Raw genomic sequence first — 22,521 nt, 5'->3', positions numbered from 1 at the left:
CGCACGGCGAGTGGGCGACAACCGATCAGGCCAAGCCAGCGCGGCGCAGAGCCTCCGCCATCGCGTCGTTCGCCGGCGCCGGCGCACCCTGTCGCTGCTGCCCGCCCCGTGCGCCCTGCCCGCCGCGACCGCCGGACCCGCCCTGGCCACCGGACCCGCCCTGGCCACCGGACCGGCCCTGGCCACCGGACCCGCCCTGGCCACCGCCGGACCCGCCCTGGCCACCGCGACCGGCCTGCGGTCCGCGCTGCGCCGGGCCGCCGCGCCCCTCCTGACTCGTCCGACCACCGGCGGCCGGCTCGTCCTCCAGGCGCAGGGTCAGAGAGATGCGCTTTCGGGGTACGTCCACGTCGAGCACCCGTACCTTGACCACGTCGCCGGACTTCACCACCTCACGGGGGTCCTTCACGAACGTCCGGGACATCGCCGACACGTGTACCAGGCCGTCCTGGTGCACCCCGACGTCCACGAACGCGCCGAAGGCGGCCACGTTGGTGACCACGCCCTCCAGCACCATGCCCGGCGTCAGGTCGCTGATCTTCTCCACGCCCTCGACGAAGGTGGCGGTGCGGAACTCCGGCCGTGGGTCGCGCCCCGGCTTCTCCAGCTCGGCGAGGATGTCGGTGACGGTGGGCAGGCCGAACCGTTCGTCGACGAAGTCGGTGGCACGCAGCCCGCGCAGGATGGCGCTCCGGCCGATCACCGCGCGCAGGTCCTGCCCGGTGCTGGCGAGGATGCGCCGCACCACCGGGTACGCCTCGGGGTGCACGCTCGACGAGTCCAGAGGGTCGTCCCCGTCGGGGATACGCAGGAAGCCGGCGCACTGCTCGAACGCCTTCGGCCCGAGCCGGGCCACCTTCTTCAGTTCGGTCCGCGACCGGAACGGCCCGTTGGCGTCCCGGTGCAGCACGATGTTCTCGGCCAGCCCGGCCCCGATCCCGGAGACCCGGGTCAGCAGCGGCGCGGAAGCCGTGTTGACGTCCACCCCGACGGCGTTCACGCAGTCCTCCACCACCGCGTCCAGCGACCGGGACAGCTTCACCTCGGACAGGTCGTGCTGGTACTGGCCGACACCGATCGAGCGCGGGTCGATCTTGACCAGCTCGGCGAGCGGGTCCTGGAGGCGGCGGGCGATGGACACGGCCCCGCGCAGCGACACGTCCATGCCCGGCAGCTCCTGCGAGGCGTACGCGGAGGCGGAGTAGACCGACGCGCCGGCCTCGGAGACCATCACCTTCGTCAGGTTGAGCTGCGGGTGTCGCTTGATCAGGTCGGCGGCCAGCTTGTCGGTCTCCCGGGAGGCGGTGCCGTTGCCGATCGCGATCAGCTCCACGTCGTGCGCGCCGGCCAGCCGGGCGAGGGTCTCGATCGACGCGTCCCACTGTCGGCGTGGCTCGTGCGGATAGATCGTGTCGGTGGCGAGGACCTTGCCGGTGGCGTCGACCACGGCGACCTTCACCCCGGTCCGCAGGCCCGGGTCCAGGCCCATCGTCGGCCGCGTACCGGCAGGCGCGGCGAGCAGCAGGTCGCGCAGGTTGGTCGCGAAGACCCGCACGGCCTCCTCCTCGGCCGCCTGCCACAGCCGCATCCGCAGGTCGGCCCCGAGGTGGATGAGGATTCGCGTACGCCACGCCCAGCGGACCGTGTCGGCAAGCCAGCGGTCGGCGGGGCGGCCGGCGTCGGAGACCCCGAACCGGCCGGCGACCACCGCCTCGTACCGGCTCGGGCCCGTCGGCACGGCGTCCGCCTCGCCGGCCTCCTCGGGCTCCATGGTCAGGTCGAGCACGCCCTCCTTCTCGCCCCGGAACATCGCGAGGATGCGGTGCGAGGGCAGCTTCGGGTACGGCTCGGAGAAGTCGAAGTAGTCCGCGAACTTCGCGCCGGCGGTCTCCTGACCCTCGCGTACCCGGGACACCAGACGGCCCCGCGACCACATCTGCTCGCGCAGCGTGCCGATCAGGTCGGCGTCCTCGGCGAAGGTCTCGATCAGGATCGCCCGCGCGCCCTCCAGAGCGGCGGCGAGGTCGGCGACGCCCTTCTCGGCATCGACGAACCCGGCGGCGATGGCCTTCGGGTCCTGGGACGGGTCGGCCAGCAGCGTCTCCGCCAGCGGCGCGAGGCCGGCCTCGCGGGCGATCTGCGCCCGGGTCCGCCGCTTCGGCTTGTACGGCAGGTAGATGTCCTCCAGCCGCGACTTCGAGTCGGCGGCCATGATCTGCGCTTCCAGCGACTCGTCCAGCTTGCCCTGGCCGCGGATCGACTCCAGTACGGCGGCCCGTCGCTCGTCCAGCTCCCGCAGGTAGCGCAGCCGCTCCTCCAGGGTGCGCAGCTGGGTGTCGTCGAGCAGGCCGGTGGCCTCCTTGCGGTAGCGGGCGATGAACGGCACGGTGGCGCCGCCGTCGAGCAGCTCCACGGCCGCCCGCACCTGACGCTCGGCCACGCCGAGCTCGTCGGCGATCCGCTGATGAACAGACTGGGTCACGATCTCGATCCGCCTTCGACTCGATCCGCCTTCGAAAAGCGGCTACCGCCTGCATTCTGCCGGGCGCCCCCGACCGCCGTCGTCGCGCCCGGCCGGTCGTGCGTCGCGTCGTCGCGCCTCCGCGCCCGCGCCGGGTCCATCCCTCGACCGAGCCCACCGGGCCTGCGCTAGCGTGGCGATCATGGAATCACCTGCGGAGTCGCGCGCCCGGCGGCTCTTCGGCGGCAGCGCCCGCGCCCTCGGCGACCTCACGGCCAACCCGTTCCGCGCCGACCGGGACCGGATCGTCGGCTCGCCGTTCTTCGCCCGACTCGGCGGGGTGACCCAGGTGATCAGCCCGGTCGGCTCCGGGCTGCTGGTGCACAACCGGCTCACGCACAGCCTCAAGGTCGCCCAGGTGGCCCGGGCGATCGCCGAGCGGCTGACGGGCGACGACAGGTGGAGCGACCTGCTGGACAAGCTCGGTGGCCTCGACCCCGACGTGGTGGAGGCGGCCGCGCTCGCCCACGACCTCGGCCACCCGCCGTTCGGCCACCTGGGGGAGCGGGTGCTCGACCGGCTGGCCCGCCAGCGCCTCGGCCTCGCCGACGGGTTCGAGGGCAACGCGCAGTCGTACCGGATCGTCACGAGCACCGAGATCCGGGGCGCGGCCACCACCGGGTTGGACCTGACCGCCGCGGTCCGCGCGGCGATGCTGAAGTACCCGTGGACGAGGCTGGACTACCCCGACCCCCACCCGCGCCTCCTGGACCCGCCGCCGCGTGGCGCCACCCCACCGCCCGACGACCCGGAGAGCGGCTCGTCGAAGTTCGGGGCGTACCGGACCGAGCTGGACGACCTGCGGCAGGCCCGGGAGCCGTTCGCCGGCCGTATTCCGGACTGGCAGCAGACCGTCGAGGCGTCCGTCATGGACACCGCCGACGACATCGCGTACGCCATCCACGACGTGGAGGACTTCTACCGCGTCGGTGTGCTCCAGCAGGGCGCGGTGTCCGCCGAGCTGATGGCGTGGCAGCGCGAGAGCGGGCACTTCCGGGCGATCACCGGCGCGGCGCTGGCCACCTCGGCCCGCCGGCCCGGCGCGGCCATCGAGCGGCTACGCCGGCAACTGCACCGCAAGGACGCCTGGATCGCCGACGACGACGCGTTCGCCGCCGCCGTCGAGCACGTCCGCGAGGAGCTGGTGGACGGGCTGCTCGCGATGCCGTTCGACGGTTCGATCGAGGCGGAGCAGTACGTGGCGCGCTTCTCGGCCCGCTGGTCCACCCGCTTCGTCGACGCGATCACCATGACCGACCAGCCGTCGGTGCGCTCCGGGTACGTGCTGCTGGGCTGCGCGCAGTGGCACGAGGTGCAGGTGCTCAAGTTCGTCCACCACCGGTTCGTGCTGGCCCGCCCCGACCTGGCCCTGCACCAGCGTGGTCAGGCCCGGTTGCTGGGCACCCTCGTCGAGGCGCTGTGGGAGTGGCTGCTCGACCCGGAGGAGGAGTCGCGCCTGCCGCGCCGGCTGCACGACCTGGTCGAGCTGGCCGAGGCCGAGCTGCACCCGCGTACGCCGCACCGGATCGGCCGCGCCCGGGGACGTGCCATCGTGGACTTCGTCGCGCAGCTCACCGACGGCCAGGCGGTCGCCATGCTGGACGCGCTCTCCGGCCGCTCCGGCGCGCTCTGGACCGATGCCTTCGTGCTCTGACCCCGTACCAGCGTCCGACACGGCTCAGGCGACGGACTGCCACCAACCGTCGACGGCCGGCGGGGCGTCGACCACCACTCGCTCACCCGGGCGGGGCACGGCGAGTCGCACGTCGCGGGCCTTCGCCTCGGCCCACAGCCGGTTCACCGGCTCCGACCAGTCGTGCAGGGCCAGGTTGAACGTCGCCCAGTGCACCGGGATGAACAGCCCGCCGCGCAGGTCCAGGTGGGCGTCGACCGCCTCCTCGGGGAACATGTGGATCGTCGGCCACGCCCGGTCGTACGCGCCGATCTGCATCAGCGTGACGTCGAAGGGCCCGTGCTCGGCGCCGATGGCCGCGTACCCGGCGAAGTAGCCGGAGTCGCCGGTGTAGAAGACCTTGCGCCGTGCCCCGGCGACCACCCAGGAGCTCCAGAGCGTGCCGTCGCGGCGCAGTCCGCGACCGGAGAAGTGCTGGGCGGCGGTGGCGGTGATCTCCAACCCGTCGACCCGGTGCGACTCGGACCAGTCCAGCTCGATGATCCGTTCGGCGGGCACTCCCCACCGGTCCAGGTGGGCGCCCACTCCGAGCGGCACCACGAACGGCGCCGACTGCCCGGCGACCAGCGCCCGCACGGTGGGCATGTCGAGGTGGTCGTAGTGGTCGTGGGAGATCAGGATGGCGTCCAGCGGGGGCAGCTCGTCGATGCCCACCGGCGGCTCGTGCAGTCGGCGCGGGCCGACCGCGCCCGACGGTGAACAGCGGTCGCTCCAGACGGGGTCGAGCAGGACCCGCCGGCCCTCGATCTCGATGAGCGCCGACGCGTGGCCGTACCAGACGATGTTCAGCTCGTCGGCGGTGTCGGCGGCCGGCGACGCATCGGGCCGCACGAGCGGCACGGGTGCGGTGGGGCGACGCTTCTGCTTGCCGAAGATCAGTTCCCGGACCAGGTTGCGACCCGGCTCGGCGGCGACCATCGTGCGGACGTCGGCCTGGTTGTGGAAGGTGCCGTCGCGGAACTGGGGCGAGCGGGCCGCCCGCTCGGCTCGCGCCCCGGCGAGCCGGCCGCCCAGCGCCGCCGGCACGTCCCGGGCCACCCAGGCCAGGCCGGCCAGCGCGGCCAGTCCGGCCGGGCCGCCCATCCGTCGCACGAGCGACCGTTGCCCGTCGGTGCGTTTCGCTGGTGCCATTGCCCGTCCCTCCGCCGTGTCCCGCACTACACGGTAGTCACCTCACGAGGTCCGTGCCCCGGCGGTCGCCCGCCTCGGGCCGGTCGCTGCCGAGGCGGCCGGCCCGAGGCCCGTCTCAACCGCCGTTGCTCGGACGCTGGACGGTCGTCCGGTACGCGGTGCCCGTGCCGGCGAGGCGGTCCACCGCGGCGAGGAGCTTCGGACCCATGGCGGCCCGGGCCTGCACCGCCGGATGGGTGGCGCCGAAGTTGTCCGGGTCGGCCTGCCCGTCGGCGAAGAGGGCGTAGGTGAGCACCGCCGTCCCGGAACGGTCGAAGATCACCCCGGCCTCGTGCCGGGCGTCGGCGTACCAGCCGGCCTTCGTGGCGATGCGGGCCCGCTCGTCGGAGGACATGGTGCGCCGGATGCCGTCGGTGAAGGCCACCGGGGAGCGCAGCAGCCCGAGCAGGTGCGCCGTCGACGCCGGCGAGAGCAGCGTGCCGGCGACCAGGGCGCGCAGCAGGTCGTGCGTCTCCCGGGGAGTGCTCGTGCCGAGGAAGAACCGGTTCGGGTTGGCCACCGGCTCGACCTGGGTGTTCGGGAAACCCTTGGCGACCAGGATCGAGTTGATCTCGGCAGCCGGGGCGACCAGCCCGCACAGCCGTACCGCCGTGTCGTCCGAGACGGTCAGCAGGTTCGCCAGCACGTGTCCCAGCGTCACACTGCTCGGGTACGCGCCGTCCAGGCTGAAGATGCCGTCACCGCCCGGCACCACGATCGACTCGGTCACCTCGACCCGCTGGTCCAGCGACAGCAGCCCGCGGTCGACCTTGTCCAACACCGCCGTCGCCACCGCGATCTTGTTGACGCTGTACGCCTCGATCGTCCGGTCCGGGTCCACCGCCACCGCGACGACCGGAGCGCCCGCCGGGTCGGCCACGCTGACGTACGCCTGCCAGTTGCCGCCGGCCTCGGTGCGGTGCTGGGTGACGGCGGTGGCGACCCGGCGAGCCGCCTGGGCGGGCGTGACCGGCGATGCCTCATTGCTCCTCGCCGCGTTGGCCGGGGCGGCAGCGCCGAGCACCGTGCCGGCGGTGGCCACTGTGCCCAGTCCGAGTGCTGTCCTGCGGTTCAGTCGGATGGTCAATCGTCTCTCCCGTCGTGGGGCGCCGGAGCGCTTGCCGGCCCACCACGCTAGACGAGTTGATCTATCCATGACGCCCCCGGAAAAGGTTCCGAACAGTTCCGAACAGTGTCACCTAGGCCGTCGGCGCAGCGCGGCACCGATCGCTCCGGCCGCCGCGCCGCCGAGCTGCGCGGCCGGACCGGCCACCGCCCGGGCGAGCTGCCCCAGATCGGGCAGATGGCCGCCGTGGACCGCCTCGCCAGCCGGGTTCGGGGCGAAGACCGTGCCGTCGTGCGCCGGGACCGGCCGCCGGCTCAGGCCCGCGAGCCGCATCAACGGTCCGACGAGTACGTCGTAGACGCCCGGCAGCACCGTGAAGCCCGCCCGCAGCACCACGTTCAGCCGGCCCACCGACACCTCGCGACGAGGACGGTCCACACAGTCGACGATGGCCCGGGCCACCCGCTGCGACCCGGCGACCGGCGGTGGGGGCCGGCCGACCCGGCCGAGGTAGTTCGCCGCCTGTTGGTAGACGGGTGTGTCCACACTGCCCGGATTGACCAGGCAGAGCCGGATCTCCGGACAGTCGCGCAGTTCCTGCTGGAGCGTGCGGGCCAGCCCCTGCAACCCCCACTTGCTGGTCACGTACGCACTCATGTAGGGCGCGGTGATGTGCCCCAGCACCGACCCGGTGAGGATCAGCGTTCCGGCGCCGGTGGCCCGGAAGTGCCGCAGCGCCACCCGGGCCGCACCGGCGGCGGCCAGCAGATCCGTCCGCACCACCTGCTCGAACACCCGCTCCGGCAGCTCGTCGAAGCGCCCGTAGGCCATCACCGCGGCGGTGTGCACCCAGACGTCGATACGGCCGAACCGTTCGATCGCCGCCTCCGCCAACGCGTCCAGCGCCCCTGCCTCGGTGACGTCGGTCGCCACGGTCAGGACCTCGACGTCCGCGCACTCCTCGCGTACCTCGGCGAGGGTCTGCGGCGCGCGGGCCGCGAGGACCAGGCGGTCGCCGCGCTCGGCGAACGCCCGCGCCGTCGCCCGGCCGATCCCGCTGGTCGCGCCCGCGACCAGCACCACCCGACTCGCACTCACGGTGCAGCCTTGGTTCGTGACTGCGGGGCTCGCAACCCCGGCTCACTCCTCGCACTCACGGTGCGAGGACCACCTTTATGCAGCCGTCCTCCTTCTTCTGGAACATGTCGTACGCGCGCGGCGCGTCGCTCAGCGGCAGCCGGTGGGTGCGCAGGTCTTCCACGCCCAGCGGGTCGTCGTCGCCAGCGAGCAACGGCATGATCTCGTCGACCCAGCGGCGCACGTGGCACTGGCCCATGCGTAGCTGGATGCCCCGGTCGAACATCTCCATCATCGGCATCGGGTCGGCCTCGCCCCCGTAGACCCCGGAGAGCGAGACGGTGCCGCCGCGGCGGACCGCCTTGAGAGCGGCGTGCAGGACGGCGAGCCGGTCCACGGCGACCCGGTCCGTCATCGTCTGGGCGAGCTTGTCCGGCAGCAGCCCGACGGCCGCGTGGGCCAGCTTGCCGACCGGGGAGCCGTGCGCCTCCATGCCGACCGCGTCGATGACGGCGTCCGGACCACGTCCGTCGACCAGGTCGATAAGCGCGCCCGGCACGTCGGACAACTCGCGTACGTCGAGCACCTCGATGCCGTGCCGGCGGGCCAGCTCAAGCCGCTCGGGCACCAGGTCCAGCCCGATCACCCGCTCCGCGCCGAGGTGGCGACCGATGCGGGCGCAGAACTGGCCGACCGGGCCCAGCCCGAAGACGGCCAGGGTGCCGCCGGGCGGGGTGTCCGCGTACTTCACCGCCTGCCAGGCGGTGGGCAGGATGTCGGAGAGGTAGAGGTAGCGCTCGTCCGCGCCGGTCTCCGGGATCTTGATCGGCCCGAAGTGGGCCTGCGGAACGCGCAGGTACTCGGCCTGCCCGCCGGGTACCGACCCGTAGAGGGAGGTGTAGCCGAACAGCGCGGCGCCCTTGCCCTCGCTCGTCACCTGGGTCGTCTCGCACTGGGCGTAGAGCTGACGTCGGCACATCCAGCAGTTGCCGCACGAGATGTTGAACGGCACCACCACCCGGTCGCCGGGCTTGAGCCCGGTCACCTCCGACCCGACCTCCTCGACGACCCCCATCGGTTCGTGGCCCAGGATGTCGCCGGGCTTCAGGTACGGCCCCAGCACCTCGTACAGGTGCAGATCCGAGCCGCAGATCGCCGTCGACGTGATCTTGACGATCGCGTCGGTCGGTTCCTCGATCCGAGGATCGGGCACGTCCTCGACCCGTACGTCCCGCTTGCCCTGCCAGGTCAACGCCTTCATGTCCGGCTGCCCTCCCTCGGTCCTGTCTGTCTGCTACCCGGGGAGGAGGAGTTGAACCGGCCGCGCCCCCCGGCCCGTGAAGTACGGGCCGGGGGGCGCGGAGTGGCTGTCAGGAGCCGGGGGTGTTGCCGCCCTTGGCGGTGGCCGCGAGGTAGTCGCGGTTGAGGCGGCCGATCGTGTTCAACGGGATGCCCTTCGGGCAGGACACCGTGCACTCGCCGGCGTTGGTGCAGCCACCGAAGCCGGCCTCGTCGTGCGCGTCGACCATGCCGATCACCCGGGTGTAGCGCTCCGGCTGGCCCTGCGGCAGCAGCGAGAGTTGGGTGAGCTTGGCGGCGGTGAAGAGCATGCCGGAGCCGTTCGGGCAGGCCGCCACGCACGCGCCGCAGCCGATGCAGGCCGCCGACTCGAAGGCGGCGTCCGCGTTGGCCTTGGCGACCGGGGTGGAGTGCGCCTCGGGTGCGCTGCCGGTCGGCGCGGTGATGTAGCCACCGGCGGCGATGATGGTGTCGAAGGCGCTCCGGTTGACCACCAGGTCCTTGATGACCGGGAAGGCGCTGGCCCGCCACGGCTCGATGTCGATCGTCTCGCCGTCCTTGAACTGCCGCATGTGCAGCTGGCACGCCGTGGTGCCGCGCTGCGGCCCGTGCGCGTCGCCGTTGATCATGAGGCCGCACATGCCGCAGATGCCCTCGCGGCAGTCGTGGTCGAACGCCACCGGGTCCTCGCCGTCGAGGATCAGCCGCTCGTTGAGCACGTCGAGCATCTCCAGGAACGACATGTCCGGGGACACGTCGTCGACCGGGTAGGTCACCATCCGACCCTTGTCCTCAGGGCCCTTCTGGCGCCAGATGCGCAGGGTCAGGTTCACTTGTAGCTCCGCTGCGTGGGGTGGACGTATTCGAACTTCAGGTCTTCCTTGTGCAGCACCGAGGGCTCACCGGTGGCGGTGAACTCCCAGGCCGCGACGTACGCGAACCGGTCGTCGTCGCGCTGCGCCTCCCCGTCGGGGGTCTGGTGCTCGGCCCGGAAGTGACCGCCGCAGGACTCCTCGCGGTGCAGGGCGTCGATGCACATCAGCTCGGCCAGCTCGAAGAAGTCGGCCACCCGGCCGGCCTTCTCCAGCGACTGGTTCAGCTCCTCGCCGGTGCCGGACACCTTGACCCGCTGCCAGAACTGCTCGCGCAGGTCGCGGATCTCACCGATCGCCTTGCGCAGCCCGGCCTCACTGCGTTCCATGCCGCAGTGCTCCCACATGATCTGGCCCAGCTCGCGGTGGAACGAGTCCACGGTCCGGTCGCCGTTGACGGCCAGCAGCCGCTGGACGCGGTCCTCGACGTCGGTACGGGCCTCGACCGCCGCCGGGTGGCTGGCGTCGACCTTTTCGAGGGGGCCCGAGGCCAGGTAGTTGGCGATGGTGGTGGGCAGCACGAAGTAGCCGTCGGCGAGGCCCTGCATCAGCGCCGACGCGCCGAGCCGGTTCGCGCCGTGGTCGGAGAAGTTCGCCTCGCCGATCACGAACAGGCCCGGGATGCTGGACTGGAGGTCGTAGTCGACCCAGAGCCCGCCCATCGTGTAGTGCACGGCGGGGTAGATCCGCATCGGCACCTCGTACGGGTCCTCGCCGGTGATCCGCTCGTACATCTCGAAGAGGTTGCCGTACTTGGCCTCGATGGCCTTGCGGCCCAGCCGGTCGATGGCGTCGGCGAAGTCGAGGTAGACGCCGAGCTTGGTCGGACCGACGCCCCGGCCCTCGTCGCACACGTTCTTGGCGGCGCGGGAGGCGATGTCGCGGGGGACCAGGTTGCCGAAGGACGGGTAGATCCGCTCGAGGTAGTAGTCCCGCTCGTCCTCGGGAATGTCCTTCGGGCTGCGGTCGTCGCCCTTGGCCTTCGGCACCCAGACCCGGCCGTCGTTGCGCAGCGACTCGCTCATCAGGGTCAGCTTCGACTGGTGGTCGCCGGAGACGGGGATGCAGGTCGGGTGGATCTGCGTGTAGCAGGGGTTGGCGAAGTACGCGCCCTTGCGGTGCGCCCGCCAGGTGGCGGTGACGTTGCAGCCCTTGGCGTTGGTGGAGAGGTAGAAGACGTTCCCGTAGCCGCCGGAGGCGAGGACGACCGCGTCGGCCATCTCGGTGCTGATCTCACCGGTGACCAGGTCCCGGACGATGATGCCGCGGGCCTTGCCGTCGACGATGACCAGCTCCAGCATCTCGTGCCGGGCGTTCATCTCCACGTTGCCGAGGCCGATCTGCCGCTCCAGGGCCTGGTACGCGCCCAGCAGGAGCTGCTGACCCGTCTGGCCCCGGGCGTAGAAGGTGCGCTGCACCTGCGCGCCGCCGAACGAGCGGGTGTCCAGCAGGCCGCCGTACTCGCGAGCGAACGGGACGCCCTGGGCGACGCACTGGTCGATGATGTTGACCGACACCTCGGCCAGGCGGTGCACGTTCGACTCCCGGGAGCGGAAGTCGCCGCCCTTGACGGTGTCGTAGAACAGCCGGTGCACCGAGTCGCCGTCGTTGCGGTAGTTCTTCGCGGCGTTGATGCCGCCCTGCGCGGCGATCGAGTGGGCCCGGCGCGGGCTGTCCTGGTAGCAGTAGGACTTGACGTGGTAGCCCTGCTCGGCCAGGGTCGCGGCGGCCGATCCGCCGGCCAGGCCGGTGCCGACCACGATCACCGTCATCTTGCGGCGGTTCGCCGGGTTGACCAGCTTGGCCTCGAAACGCCGGGTCTCCCAGCGCTTCTCGATCGGGCCGGTGGGCGCCTTCGTGTCGGCGATCGGGTCGCCTTCGGTGAAGAGTTCCATGTCAGGACACCAATCCGGTGAGTACGGCGAACGGGACCACCAGGTATCCGGCGCAGAGCACCACGGCGAAGACGAGCGCGGCGTTGCGCGCCCGGCGCTCGCCCCGGGGCGTCTGCTGGCCGAGGCTGCGGAACGCGCTGAACGCGCCGTGCCGCAGGTGGAAGCCGAGCGTGACGATCGCCAGGGTGTAGAAGAGCGTGACGTACCAGCGCTCCGGCGCGAAGTCGGCGACGACGTTGCCGTAGGGCTTGCCCTCGGTGCCGACCGGGTTCAGCGTGCCGGTGGTCAGGTCCAGGAGGTGGTAGATCACGAACAGCAGGATGATCACGCCACCCCAGCGCATGGTGCGGGCCGCGTAGCTGCCCCGGACCTTCTTGCGGTGGGCGTACTTCACCGGACGGGCGGCGCGGGCCCGCAGCGCCAGCACGGTGGCGGCCCAGATGTGGGCGACGACGGCCACCACGAGGACGGTGCGCAGGATCCACAGGAACCAGACGCCGGGCAGCAGCGGCTTGCCGATGTCACGCAGCCAGTGCGCGTAGTGGTCGAACGAGGTCTCCCCCGTGAACACCTTCAGGTTCCCGAGCATGTGCGCGATCAGGAACAGCACCAGCAGGATGCCCGTCACCGCCATGACGGCCTTGAGGCCGACGTTCGAGCGAATGGGCGACCGAGTTTTCGTCATTACCACGGGACCGACGCTAGGAGCACTTCGATCAGTCGTCCAATGCATCAAACTCGCAGCGTTGATAGCCGTAGGCTATGTAGATGCAGCTCCATCAGCTCCGGTACTTCGTCGCGGTGGCCGAAGTACGACATTTCACCCAAGCCGCCGACATCGTCGGCATAACCCAGCCCTCGTTGAGTAAGCAAATTCACGCCTTGGAGACCGACCTCGGTGCCCCGCTGTTCGAACGGCTAAGGGGCAACATCGCCCTCACCGCGGCCGGGGAGGTGCTCCTGCCGTTGGCGACCCGGATCCTCGCCGACGTGGAGACCGCGACCCGCGAGGTGCAGGAGTTGGTCGGCCTGCGCCGAGGGCGGGTACGACTCGGGGCCACCCCGAGCCTGGCCACCTCGCTCGCCCCGCCGGTGCTGCGTCGGTTCCGCGACGCGCACCCCACCGTCGACCTGCGCGTCGAGGAGAGTGGATCTCAGGATCTCGTCCGCGATCTGCTGCGCGGTGACCTCGACCTGGCCCTGATCATCATGCCGTCGCAGGGCGCCGACCCGGGCCTGCGTGTCGATCCGGTCCTGCGCGAGAGCCTGGTGGTGGCCTCGGTGGACGAGGTGCCGACCGCGTCGGACACCGGGGAGTTGCGCATCACCGACCTGCGGGACCAGCCGATGGTGATGTTCCGGGAGGGCTACGACCTGCGCGACGCCACCATCCAGGCGTGCCGGGCGGCGGGCTTCGAACCGAGCTTCGCGGTGGACGGCGGCGAGATGGACGCCGTCCTCAGCTTCGTCGAGGCGGGGCTCGGCATCGCCCTGGTGCCGGGCATCGTGCTGGCCCGCCGGCCCGGGGTCCGCATCACTCCGCTGGCGCCCCCCGGGGTGCGGCGGACCATCGCGGTGGCCCGCCGCCGCGACGTCGTCCCCACCCACGCCGGCCGGGAACTCCGGCGCATCCTGCTCGACTACGTCCAGTCCGCGATCGACCGTGGCGAGCTGCCGCCCGGCGTCGAGCCACTGACCTGATCCGGCCGGGGCCGCCGCCGCGAAGAGGACGGCAGCGGCCCGGCCGGCGTGCTCAGCGGCCCTCGACGTCGTCCATCGCCCGGTAGATCCGCTGCTCCGACACGGGGTACGGGGTGCCCAGCGCCTGGGCGAAGACGTTCACCCGCAACTCCTCGATCATCCAGCGGATCTGTCGGACGGCTGCCTCCTGCCGACGGCCGGGCGGCAGGGCGGCGAGCAGGTCGTCGTACTCCTTCTGCACCACCGCGACCCGGTCCTGCTGTTGACGGTCCCGCTGGGGGTTGCCGCCGAGGCGGTCCAGTCGACGTTCGATGGCGGTGAGGTAGCGGAGCAGGTCGGGCAGGCGGGCGTACCCGGTCTCGGTGATGAAACCGGCGTGCACCAGGCCGGCGAGCTGCTTGCGGATGTCGGCCAGCGCCGCCACCACCGTCAGGTTGCGTGTCGCGCCGAGCCGCTGCTCCACGGCGTACGCGGCGGCGAGGACCTTGCGGGCGCGGTCCATCACCTCGACGACGGTGTCGACCAGATCCGCGCGGACCCTCTCGCGCAGCGCGGCGAAGCCGTCGGCGTCCCACGCCGGCCCACCGGCGGCGTCGATCAGCCGGTCGATGGCTGCGCCGGCTGCGTCCTCGATCAGCTCCTGCACGCCGCCGTGCGGGTTGCGACTCAACGCGAGCTTCGCCTCGTTGCTCAACCGACCCTGCAGGAACCGGGCCGGGGACGGCACGGTGAGCCGCAGCAGTCGGCGGGTGCCGGCCCAGTGCGCCGCCTCCGCCTCGGCGGGGGAGTCGAACACCTTCACCCCGACGGTGGCGCCCTCGTCGACAAGTGCCGGGTACGCGGTCACCGCGTAGCCGGCGCGTACCTGCTCGATGGTGCGAGGAAGATCGCCGACGCTCCACTCACGAAGGCCCGTCCGGGCGACCTCCGGAGCGGCGGCGGCCACGACCTGGCGTACCTCCTGGCGCAGTTGACGTTGCAGGGCCGGCAGGTCCTTGCCCTCGGCGACCGGCTTGTCATCGTCGCCCAGGATGCGGAAGGTCACCCGCAGGTGGGCGGGCAGCTTGTCCGGCTCCCAGGCGTCGCGGGGCACGGTGACACCGGTCATCCGCCGCAGCTCACGGGTGAGCGCGTCCAGCAGCGACGTCTCGCCGGGGGTGATCGCCGCGAGGGCGGCGCGGGCGTAGTCCGGCACCGGCACGAAGTTGCGGCGGATCGCCTTGGGCAGCGAGCGGATCAGCGCGATCACCGTCTCCTCGCGCAGCCCCGGCACCTGCCAGTCGAAGCTGTCCGCCGGGACCTGGTTGAGCAGCGGCAGCGGGATGTCGACGGTGACGCCGTCGGTCGCCGTGCCCGGCTCGAACCGGTACGTCAGCGGGAGGGTCACCCCCTGGGTCTGCCACTCGTCGGGGTAGTCGCTCTCGTCCACCCCGGCCCGGCCGTCGTTCACCAGCACGTCGCGGGTGAAGGTGAGCAGGTCGGGCCGCTCGTGGCGGGTCTTCTTCCACCAGGTGTCGAAGTGGCGGCCGGACACCACGTCGGCGGGGATCCGCTGGTCGTAGAAGCCGAAGATCGTTTCGTCGTCGACCAGGATGTCCCGGCGGCGGGCCCGGCTCTCCAGCTCCTCGATCTCGCCCAGCAGCCGCTTGTTGTCGGCCCAGAACCCGTGGTGGGTCTGCCAGTCGCCCTCGACGAGGGCGTGCCGGATGAACAGCTCCCGGCTCAGCGTCGGGTCGATCCGCCCGAAGTTGACCTTCCGCGACGCGACCAGCGGCATGCCGTACAGGGTGACCTTCTCGTAGGCCATCACCGCGGCCTGCTTCTTCTCCCAGTGCGGCTCGCTGTAGCTGCGCTTGACCAGGTGCTGCGCCAGCGGTTCGACCCACTCCGGCTCGACCCGCCCGGCGATGCGCCCCCACAGCCGGGAGGTCTCCACCAACTCGGCGGCCATCACCCAGCGCGGCGGCTTCTTGAACAGTGCCGACCCGGGGAACAGCGCGAACTTCGCGCCCCGCGCACCCAGGTACTCGTGCTTCTGGGCGTCCTTGAGGCCGATGTGCGAGAGCAGGCCGGGCAGCAGCGACTGGTGCACCTTCGGGGTGTCGATCTCCTCCGGCAGGTCCGCGCCACCCCGGCGGCCCCGGCCGGCGTCCGCGTCGGCCGAGGTGTCGCGCGCCGGCCGCCCGCCACGCCGGTCGCCCTCGGCCGGGGTACGCAGCACCTGGCGCAGTTGACCGACGATGTCCTGCCACTCGCGGATCCGCAGGTAGTTCAGGTACTCCGCCTTGCACATCCGGCGGAACGCGCTCGACGACAACTCCCGCTGCTGCTCACGCAGATAGCGCCACAGGTTGAGGTACGCGACGAAGTCGGACTCCTTGTCGGCGAACCGGGCGTGCGCCTGGTCGGCCTGGGCCTGCTTCTCCGCCGGGCGCTCGCGCGGGTCCTGGATGGAGAGCGCGGCGGCGATCACCAGGATCTCGGTGGCGCAGCCGTTGCGCTCGCCCTCGACCACCATCCGGGCCAACCGCGGGTCGACCGGAAGCTGGGCCAGGCGACGGCCCAGCGCGGTGAGGCGCTTCGCCGGGTCGGCCTCGGTCGGGTCCAGCGCGCCCAACTCGTGCAGCAGGTTGACGCCGTCGGTGATGTTGCGCTTGTCCGGCGGGTCGATGAACGGGAACGCCGCAAGGTCGCCCAGCCCGATCGCGGTCATCTGGAGGATGACCGACGCCAGGTTGGTGCGCAGGATCTCCGGGTCGGTGAACTCGGGGCGGGACAGGAAGTCCTGCTCGTCGTAGAGGCGGATGCAGATGCCGTCCGACGTACGACCGCAGCGGCCCTTGCGCTGGTTGGCCGACGCCTGCGAGACCGGCTCGATGGGCAGCCGCTGCACCTTGAGCCGGCTGGAGTAGCGGGAGATGCGGGCGGTACCCGGATCGACCACGTACTTGATGCCGGGGACGGTCAGCGAGGTCTCCGCGACGTTGGTGGCGAGCACCACCCGACGCGAGCTGTGCGCGGCGAAGACCCGGTGCTGCTCGGCGCTGGAGAGCCGCGCGTACAGCGGCAGGATCTCGGTGCCGAGCAGCGACCGTTTCTTCTGCACCAGCTTGCCGAGGGCGTCGGCGGTGTCCCGGATCTCCCGTTCCCCGCTGAGGAAGACCAGGACGTCGCCCGGCCCCTCGGCGGCCAGCTCCTCGACGGCGTCGCCGATCGCCTGGATCTGGTCGCGGACGTTCTCCTCGTCGGCGTCGCCGTCCTCCTCGCTCTCGGCGACCTCGACCAGCGGCCGGTAGCGGACCTCGACCGGGTACGTCCGCCCGGACACCTCGACCACCGGCGCCGGACTGCCCTCGGCGTCGGCGAAGTGCTTGGCGAAGCGGTCGGTCTCGATGGTCGCCGAGGTGATGATCACCTTGAGGTCGGGCCGGCGGGGCAGCAGCTCCCGCAGGTACCCGAGCATGAAGTCGATGTTGAGGCTGCGCTCGTGCGCCTCGTCGATGATCAGCGTGTCGTACTGGCGCAGCATCCGGTCGGTCTGCAACTCGGCCAGCAGGATGCCGTCGGTCATCAGCTTGACCAGGCTGCGCTCGCTCACCTGGTCGGCGAAGCGCACCTTGTAGCCGACCACGTCACCCAGCTCGGTACCCAGCTCGTCGGCGATGCGGTCGGCCACCGTGCGGGCGGCCAGCCGCCGGGGCTGGGTGTGCCCGATCAGGCCGTTGATGCCGCGCCCCAGCTCCAGGCAGATCTTCGGCAGCTGGGTCGTCTTGCCGGAGCCGGTCTCGCCGGCCACGATCACCACCTGATGATCGCGGATGGCGGCGGCGATGTCGTCCTTGCGCTCACTGACCGGCAACCCCGCCGGGTACGTGATCACCGGCACCGCCGCTCGCCGGGTGGCCAGCCGCTGCTCGGCCCGGGTCAGCTCGGCGGTGATCTCGGTCAGGGCCGCCTCCCGGCGCTGCGGGTCACGCAGCTTGCGGGCGCCGTCCAACCGCCGCTGGAGCCGGCGCTGGTCACGGAACATCAGGGGACTGAGGCGGCGGTGCAGGTCGCGGACGGGATCGGTCGCGGCGGAGGAGGCTTGATTCTGCATGTCGTGCCCAAGGATAGGCAGCCCGGCGGCGCGCCGCCCCTGGGTTACCGCGCGTGGGCGCTCCGGTGCGTCGACGGCGGTCTACAGTTGCGGCCGACGTCGAGCGCGGGGGGCCGGGATGGAGCTGCGGGACACCGATCGGGCGCTGGTGCAGGCCGCCACGGCGGTCGCCAAGCTGCGGTGCCGCAGCCAGCGCCACACCGGCGCGTCGGCCGCGCGGACCGCCGACGGGCGGGTGTTCTCCGGCGTGAACGTCCAGCACGACAGCGGCGACACCTGCGCGGAGCTGATCGTGGTCGGCGCCGCCGCCACACAGGGCGTGACCGAGCTGGAGACGATCGTCTCGGTCGCCGACCGGGGCCGGGCGGTCGTCGGGCCGTGCGACAGGTGCCGGCCGGTGTTGACGGCCTACTTCCCGGCGCTGCGGGTCATCGTGGGCGAGTCGGACGACCTGCGGGTACTGCCGATCGAGGACCTGCCCGGCTGACGGGTCAGTCGCCGGCCGCCGCCTCGACCATCGACACGGGGATCGGCACGCTCTCGAACCGCAGGTTGCCCTCGGGCACCATCCAACTCGCCACCCGCGCGGTGAGCAGGCCGGCGCGAACGGCCGGATCGTCGGCGTAGAGCCCGCGTACCTCGTCCGGGGCGATGGAGAACACGACGAAGCCTCGCATCCGGTCGTCGTCGGAATCCAGGAGGGGCCCGGCCGCGAGCACGAGTCCCTGTTCCACGAGACCCGCCTGGTGCGCCAGATGGGCGTCGCGTAACCGGTCGATCGCCTCGCCGGGCAGGTCCGGTGGGTCCGACGGTCGGACCAGGAGGACGACCGTGTGCTGGTCGAATCGCATGTCTCACACCCTATGGCGCTTTCTGTACCTCTTACGGGTGTTATTCGTCGTCCACGCCACTTGCCCTCGTCCGCGAATCTCATTCTCTTTATTGAGGAACGGATGCGAGTGGGAGGTGCGGCATGGTCAGCAGACGACAGGTGCTCGTTGCCGGTGCCGCCGGTGGCGCCGCGATTCTGGTTCCGGCAGGCTCGACGGCCGCGGGCCGCGCGCTCGCCGCGTCGACCCAGCTTCGGGGCGCCGACATCCCCAAGTACGTCACCCCGCTGCGAATCCCACCGGCCATGCCGCGCGTGACGTCCGACCCGGAGCGGGACACGTACGTCGTCGGTGTACGCCAGTTCCGCCAGCAGATCCTGCCGTCGTCCTGGCCGCGGACGACGGTGTGGGGTTACGGCTCCACCGCCCACCCCGACAGCTTCGGCTATCCGGCGCCCAGCATCGTCGCGCAGGTGAACCGTCCCGTCCGGGTGACCTGGGTCAACGAGCTCGTTGACCACCGGGGCGACTACCTGCCGCACCTGCTGCCCGTCGACCCGACCCTGCACTGGGCCAACCCGGCCGGTGGAAGGGCGAACCGCGACGGGCACGGCCACCCCGACGGCAGCCGCCGGGGCTACCGGGGGCCGGTGCCCCAGGTGGTCCACCTGCACGGCGGGCACAGCACGCAGGAGAGCGACGGGCACGCCGAGGCGTGGTACCTGCCGGTGGCCCGCGACCTGCCGACCGACTTCGCCGTGACGGGCAGCGCGTACAACGATTTCCGGTCCCGCTTCGCCGAGCGGTCCGGCCTGCGCTGGGAGGCGGGCTCGGCCACCTTCGAGTACGACAACGACCAGCGGCCCTGCACCCTCTGGTACCACGACCACGCGCTGGGTCTCACCCGCGAGAACATCTACGCCGGACCGGCCGGGTTCTACCTGCTCGGCGGCGACGACCTGCCCGACGGGGTGCTGCCCGGCCCGGCGCCCGGTCACGACGACCCGCCGGACACCAGCTACCACGACATCCCGTTGCTGATCCAGGACCGCAGTTTCAGCCCCGACGGCGAGCTGGTCTACCCGGGAAATCACCACGACGGCTCGGCGTGGACGTCGGCGTTCTCCGGCTCCACCATCGTGGTCAACGGTCGCACCTGGCCCAACCTGACGGTGCAGCGCCGGCGCTACCGGTTCCGGTTGCTCAACGGCTGCAACAGCCGCTTCCTGATGCTCAGCGTCGCCGCTCACGCCACCGCGCGGCCGGCCCGCCCGGTGCTACCCATCTGGCAGATCGGCAGCGACGGCGGTTTCCTGCCCGAACCGGTGCCGCACCAAGGTCTCACCCTCGGCCCCGCCCAGCGGGCCGACGTGATCGTCGACTTCACCGGCGTGCCCGTCGGCACCGAGCTGTACCTCGTCAACGAGGGACCCGAATGGGCGTACGACGGCGGCCAGCCCGGGGTGGACTTCGCGCCGTCCGACCCGCGGAGCACCGGGCAGGTGATGCGGTTCGTCGTCACCGAGGCGACCGCCGCGGACCCGAGTGTGCCGCCGGAGCACCTGCAACTGCCGGCGCACCCGCGCCTCGGCCCGGCGGAACGGGTCCGGCGGTTGTCGCTGAACGAGCGCATGTCCGGCCGGTCGATGGTGATGCTGCTCGGCACCCTCGACGAGCGCGGCCGGGGTCTGCCGATGCGCTGGACCGATCCGGCGACCGAACAGCCCCTCCTCGGCGCGACCGAGGTGTGGGAGGTGCGCAACTTCACCCGCAACGTCCACCCCGTCCACCTGCACCAGGTCCAGTTCGAGCTGCTGGGTCGAGGGCGGTCGGGCCGGTCGGAGCCGCGGCCGGGGGAGCGCGGGTGGATGGACACGGTGCTCGCGTACCCGTGGGAGGTGACCCGCATCAAGGCCCACTTCGACCTGCCGGGCCACTACTCCTGGCACTGCCATCTGTTGGAGCACGAGGACAACGAGATGATGCGCCCGCTGAACGTGCTCCCACGCGGCGGCGCGGCGGCCGGGGACGGCGGCTCGGCGGGCTTGCCGCAGGCCGCCGCGACAGCATCGACCGACGCCGGTTAGGTCACTTTCCGCAGGTCGGCTAAGGTTAGGCGAACCTAAGCTCGAACGTGCAGGAGACTCGTGACCACCCTCGTCGCCCGGCCGACGTCGGCCCGCAACTCCTCCGGTGCCCGCACCGGCCGGCGGGTCGTCGTCACCGTCGGAGCCGCGCTGGTGTTGCTGCTCGCCGTACTGGCCAGCTTCGCGCTGGGCAGCCGGCAACTCGGAGTCGGCGCGGTCTGGCACGCCCTCGTCGCGCCGGACGGCAGCGATGCGAGCACCATCGTCCGGGAACTGCGCATGCCGCGTACCGCGCTCGGCCTCGCGGTCGGGCTCGCGCTCGCCGTGGCCGGCGTGCTGTTCCAGGCGCTCACCCGCAATCCCCTCGCCGAGCCCCGCATCCTCGGCATCAGCGCCGGCGCGTCGTTCGGCGTGGTGCTCGCCATCTCCGTCTTCGGCATCGGCACGCTCGCCGGGTACGTCTGGTTCGGCATCGCCGGCGCGCTCGCCGCCGGCCTGCTGGTCTTCGCCATCGCCAGCCGGGCCCGAGAGGGCGCGAGCCCGGTCACCCTCGCGCTGGTCGGCGCGGCGCTCGACGCCAGCCTGGCCTCCATGGTGTACGCGCTGCTCAGCATCGACGCCCGCACCTTCGAGGAGTACCGGTTCTGGGTGGTGGGCGGGCTGGCCGGGAGGGACCTCGGTGTCACCGCCCAGGTGCTGCCGTTCGTCCTCGTCGGGCTGCTGCTCGCCGCACTGGTGGCCCGGGGCCTGGACGCGCTGGCCCTCGGCGACGACGTGGCCCGTGGCCTGGGCCACCGCATCGGCCTGGTCCGCCTCGGCGGTGGGCTGGCCGCCGTGCTGCTCACCGGCGCGGCGGTGGCCGCGGCTGGCCCGGTCGCCTTCGTCGGACTGGCCGTGCCGCACCTCGCCCGTGCCCTGGTCGGCGCCGACCACCGCTGGACCCTCGCCGTCTCGGCCCTGCTCGGGCCCGCACTACTGCTCGGGGCAGATGTCGTCGGCCGACTCGTCGCCCCGCCCGGCGAGATACCGGCCGGCATCGTCACCGCCCTGATCGGCGCGCCGCTGCTGGCCGTGCTGGTCCGCCGCGCCCGGGTGGTGACCGCGTGACCCGGGCCAGCCTGCCGGCTGCCGCGCCCGCCGCAGCACCGGCCGCCGGTCAGGCCCGGGTGTCGGGGCGGTCGCTGGTGCGGATCGGCCCGGTCAGCCTGCTGATCCGCCGCCGCGCGACGCTGGTGGCCGCCGTGCTGACAGTGCTGCTCCTGCTGGCCGTCGTGCTCAGCCTCTCGCTGGGTACCCCGTACGTCGCCCCGGCCGACGTGCTGCGGGCGCTCTCCGGCGCCAACACCCCGTACGACCTGGTGGTCTTCGATCTTCGGCTGCCCCGGGTCGTGCTGGCGGCGGCGGCCGGCGCGGCCTTCGGCGTGGCCGGCACGCTGATCCAGAGCGTCGCGCGCAACCCTCTGGCCAGCCCGGACGTCATCGGTATCACCCAGGGCGCCGGGCTCGCCGCGACCGTGGCGTTGACCAGCGGTGCGGCGGCGGTGCTGGTGGCACCGAGCGCGTTGGTCGGCGGTCTGCTGGCGGCGGTGCTGCTCTTCGCCCTCGGCGCCCGGCACGGGCTGGCCGCGCAGCGGTTCGTCCTCGCCGGCGTGGCGGTCGCCTTCGCGTTCCGGGCGTTGACCGAGGTCGTGATGCTCACGGCCGACCCGATCGACGGTCTGCGGGCACAGATCTGGCTGATCGGCACCCTGGCCGGCAAGGGCTGGACCGAGGCCGCCTGGATCGCCGGCACCCTGCTGGTGCTGCTGCCGGTGCTGGCCTGGGCCGGCTGGGCCCTGAACAGCACCGCCCTCGACGACGACACCGCACGAGGCGTCGGCCTGCGCCCGGTGGCCCGCCGGATCGGCCTGGCCGGCACCGGCGTGCTCGTCGCCGCGATGGTCACCGCCCAGGTCGGCGCCGTCGACTTCGTCGCGCTCGTCGCGCCTCAGGTGGCCCGTCGACTGGTCCGCGCCGAACGGCCCCCGCTGGTCTGCGCCGCGCTGCTCGGGGCACTGCTGCTGGTCCTCGCCGACCTGGCCGGTCGCCGACTGTTCGCGCCCACCCAACTGCCGGCGGGCGTGCTCACCGCCGCGATCGGTGGCCCGTACCTGATCTTCCTGCTGCTTCGTGGACGGCGGCGGTCGTCGTGACGCCTCAAAGGAGTCGTGT

Annotated in this window: 16 protein-coding genes; 6 read left to right on the top strand and 10 right to left on the bottom strand. The window is 72.1% G+C overall.

Annotated elements, in window-relative coordinates; genetic code table 11:
• Positions 1–25 precede the first annotated feature (25 nt).
• Positions 26–2,482: a Tex family protein gene (locus ABZV06_RS04425; protein ID WP_355618559.1), complete on the bottom strand. Its 2,457-nt coding sequence runs from the start codon at positions 2,480–2,482 to the stop codon at positions 26–28.
• 181 nt (positions 2,483–2,663) lie between these two features.
• On the opposite strand from ABZV06_RS04425, the gene dgt reads away from it, so the two are divergent.
• Positions 2,664–4,175 carry a dGTP triphosphohydrolase gene (dgt, locus tag ABZV06_RS04420; protein WP_355618556.1) on the top strand — a complete coding sequence of 504 codons (1,512 nt, stop codon included), beginning with the start codon at positions 2,664–2,666 and terminating at the stop codon, positions 4,173–4,175.
• A gap of 24 nt (positions 4,176–4,199) precedes the next feature.
• Here the strand turns inward: dgt and ABZV06_RS04415 are convergent, their stop codons facing one another.
• The 7 genes from ABZV06_RS04415 to ABZV06_RS04385 all read right to left on the bottom strand — a co-directional run bounded on the left by ABZV06_RS04415 (position 4,200) and on the right by ABZV06_RS04385 (position 12,278).
• Positions 4,200–5,345, bottom strand: coding sequence for an MBL fold metallo-hydrolase (locus tag ABZV06_RS04415; protein WP_355618554.1), 1,146 nt, complete (start codon positions 5,343–5,345; stop codon positions 4,200–4,202).
• Between the two features lie 115 nt (positions 5,346–5,460).
• Entirely contained in the window at positions 5,461–6,471 is a 1,011-nt protein-coding gene (locus ABZV06_RS04410; RefSeq protein WP_355237918.1) for a serine hydrolase, read from the bottom strand.
• 108 nt (positions 6,472–6,579) lie between these two features.
• The gene (locus ABZV06_RS04405; protein ID WP_355237915.1) at positions 6,580–7,548 is read right to left on the bottom strand and encodes an SDR family NAD(P)-dependent oxidoreductase; all 969 of its coding nucleotides are present in this window, start codon (positions 7,546–7,548) and stop codon (positions 6,580–6,582) included.
• A 55-nt stretch (positions 7,549–7,603) separates the two neighbouring features.
• On the bottom strand, positions 7,604–8,788 hold the full coding sequence (locus tag ABZV06_RS04400) for a zinc-dependent alcohol dehydrogenase (RefSeq protein ID WP_355618551.1): 1,185 nt from the start codon (positions 8,786–8,788) through the stop codon (positions 7,604–7,606).
• A 109-nt stretch (positions 8,789–8,897) separates the two neighbouring features.
• The gene (locus ABZV06_RS04395; RefSeq protein ID WP_355237909.1) at positions 8,898–9,659 is read right to left on the bottom strand and encodes a succinate dehydrogenase/fumarate reductase iron-sulfur subunit; all 762 of its coding nucleotides are present in this window, start codon (positions 9,657–9,659) and stop codon (positions 8,898–8,900) included.
• Positions 9,656–11,593 (bottom strand): fumarate reductase/succinate dehydrogenase flavoprotein subunit, encoded by a 1,938-nt coding sequence (locus ABZV06_RS04390; RefSeq protein WP_355237906.1) that lies wholly within the window; start codon positions 11,591–11,593, stop codon positions 9,656–9,658. The genes ABZV06_RS04395 and ABZV06_RS04390 overlap by 4 nt, the downstream gene beginning before the upstream one ends.
• Before the next feature lies 1 nt (position 11,594).
• Positions 11,595–12,278: a succinate dehydrogenase cytochrome b subunit gene (locus ABZV06_RS04385; RefSeq protein WP_255787444.1), complete on the bottom strand. Its 684-nt coding sequence runs from the start codon at positions 12,276–12,278 to the stop codon at positions 11,595–11,597.
• An 83-nt stretch (positions 12,279–12,361) separates the two neighbouring features.
• On the opposite strand from ABZV06_RS04385, the gene ABZV06_RS04380 reads away from it, so the two are divergent.
• Positions 12,362–13,294, top strand: coding sequence for a LysR family transcriptional regulator (locus ABZV06_RS04380; protein WP_355237903.1), 933 nt, complete (start codon positions 12,362–12,364; stop codon positions 13,292–13,294).
• Between the two features lie 52 nt (positions 13,295–13,346).
• On the opposite strand, the gene hrpA is transcribed toward ABZV06_RS04380, so the two are convergent.
• Entirely contained in the window at positions 13,347–17,393 is a 4,047-nt protein-coding gene (gene hrpA, locus ABZV06_RS04375) for an ATP-dependent RNA helicase HrpA (protein WP_355618548.1), read from the bottom strand.
• Positions 17,394–17,511: 118 nt separating this feature from the next.
• Here hrpA and ABZV06_RS04370 point away from each other — a divergent pair, with 118 nt between their 5' ends.
• Positions 17,512–17,880, top strand: coding sequence for a cytidine deaminase (locus ABZV06_RS04370; protein WP_355237897.1), 369 nt, complete (start codon positions 17,512–17,514; stop codon positions 17,878–17,880).
• Positions 17,881–17,884: 4 nt separating this feature from the next.
• Here the strand turns inward: ABZV06_RS04370 and ABZV06_RS04365 are convergent, their stop codons facing one another.
• Complete coding sequence (locus tag ABZV06_RS04365; protein WP_355237894.1) at positions 17,885–18,244, bottom strand: YciI family protein; 360 nt, start codon at positions 18,242–18,244, stop codon at positions 17,885–17,887.
• A 122-nt stretch (positions 18,245–18,366) separates the two neighbouring features.
• Between ABZV06_RS04365 and ABZV06_RS04360 the strand changes: the two genes are divergently transcribed.
• Genes ABZV06_RS04360 through ABZV06_RS04350 form a run of 3 tightly spaced genes read left to right on the top strand, consistent with a single transcriptional unit; the run spans position 18,367 to position 22,502 of the window.
• Positions 18,367–20,310 (top strand): multicopper oxidase domain-containing protein, encoded by a 1,944-nt coding sequence (locus ABZV06_RS04360; RefSeq protein WP_355618545.1) that lies wholly within the window; start codon positions 18,367–18,369, stop codon positions 20,308–20,310.
• A gap of 60 nt (positions 20,311–20,370) precedes the next feature.
• Positions 20,371–21,417 carry an iron ABC transporter permease gene (locus tag ABZV06_RS04355; protein ID WP_355237889.1) on the top strand — a complete coding sequence of 349 codons (1,047 nt, stop codon included), beginning with the start codon at positions 20,371–20,373 and terminating at the stop codon, positions 21,415–21,417.
• A complete protein-coding gene (locus tag ABZV06_RS04350) occupies positions 21,414–22,502 on the top strand; it encodes an iron ABC transporter permease (protein WP_355618542.1) in 1,089 nt (362 codons plus the stop codon). Before ABZV06_RS04355 ends, ABZV06_RS04350 begins: the two co-directional genes overlap by 4 nt.
• Positions 22,503–22,521: the final 19 nt, after the last annotated feature.

The sequence above is a fragment of the Micromonospora sp. NPDC005172 genome (assembly GCF_040608555.1).
GTDB lineage: Bacteria > Actinomycetota > Actinomycetes > Mycobacteriales > Micromonosporaceae > Micromonospora.
The sequence above is the reverse complement of the archived record's forward strand: the minus strand, read 5'-3'. Positions and strand labels throughout refer to the sequence as shown.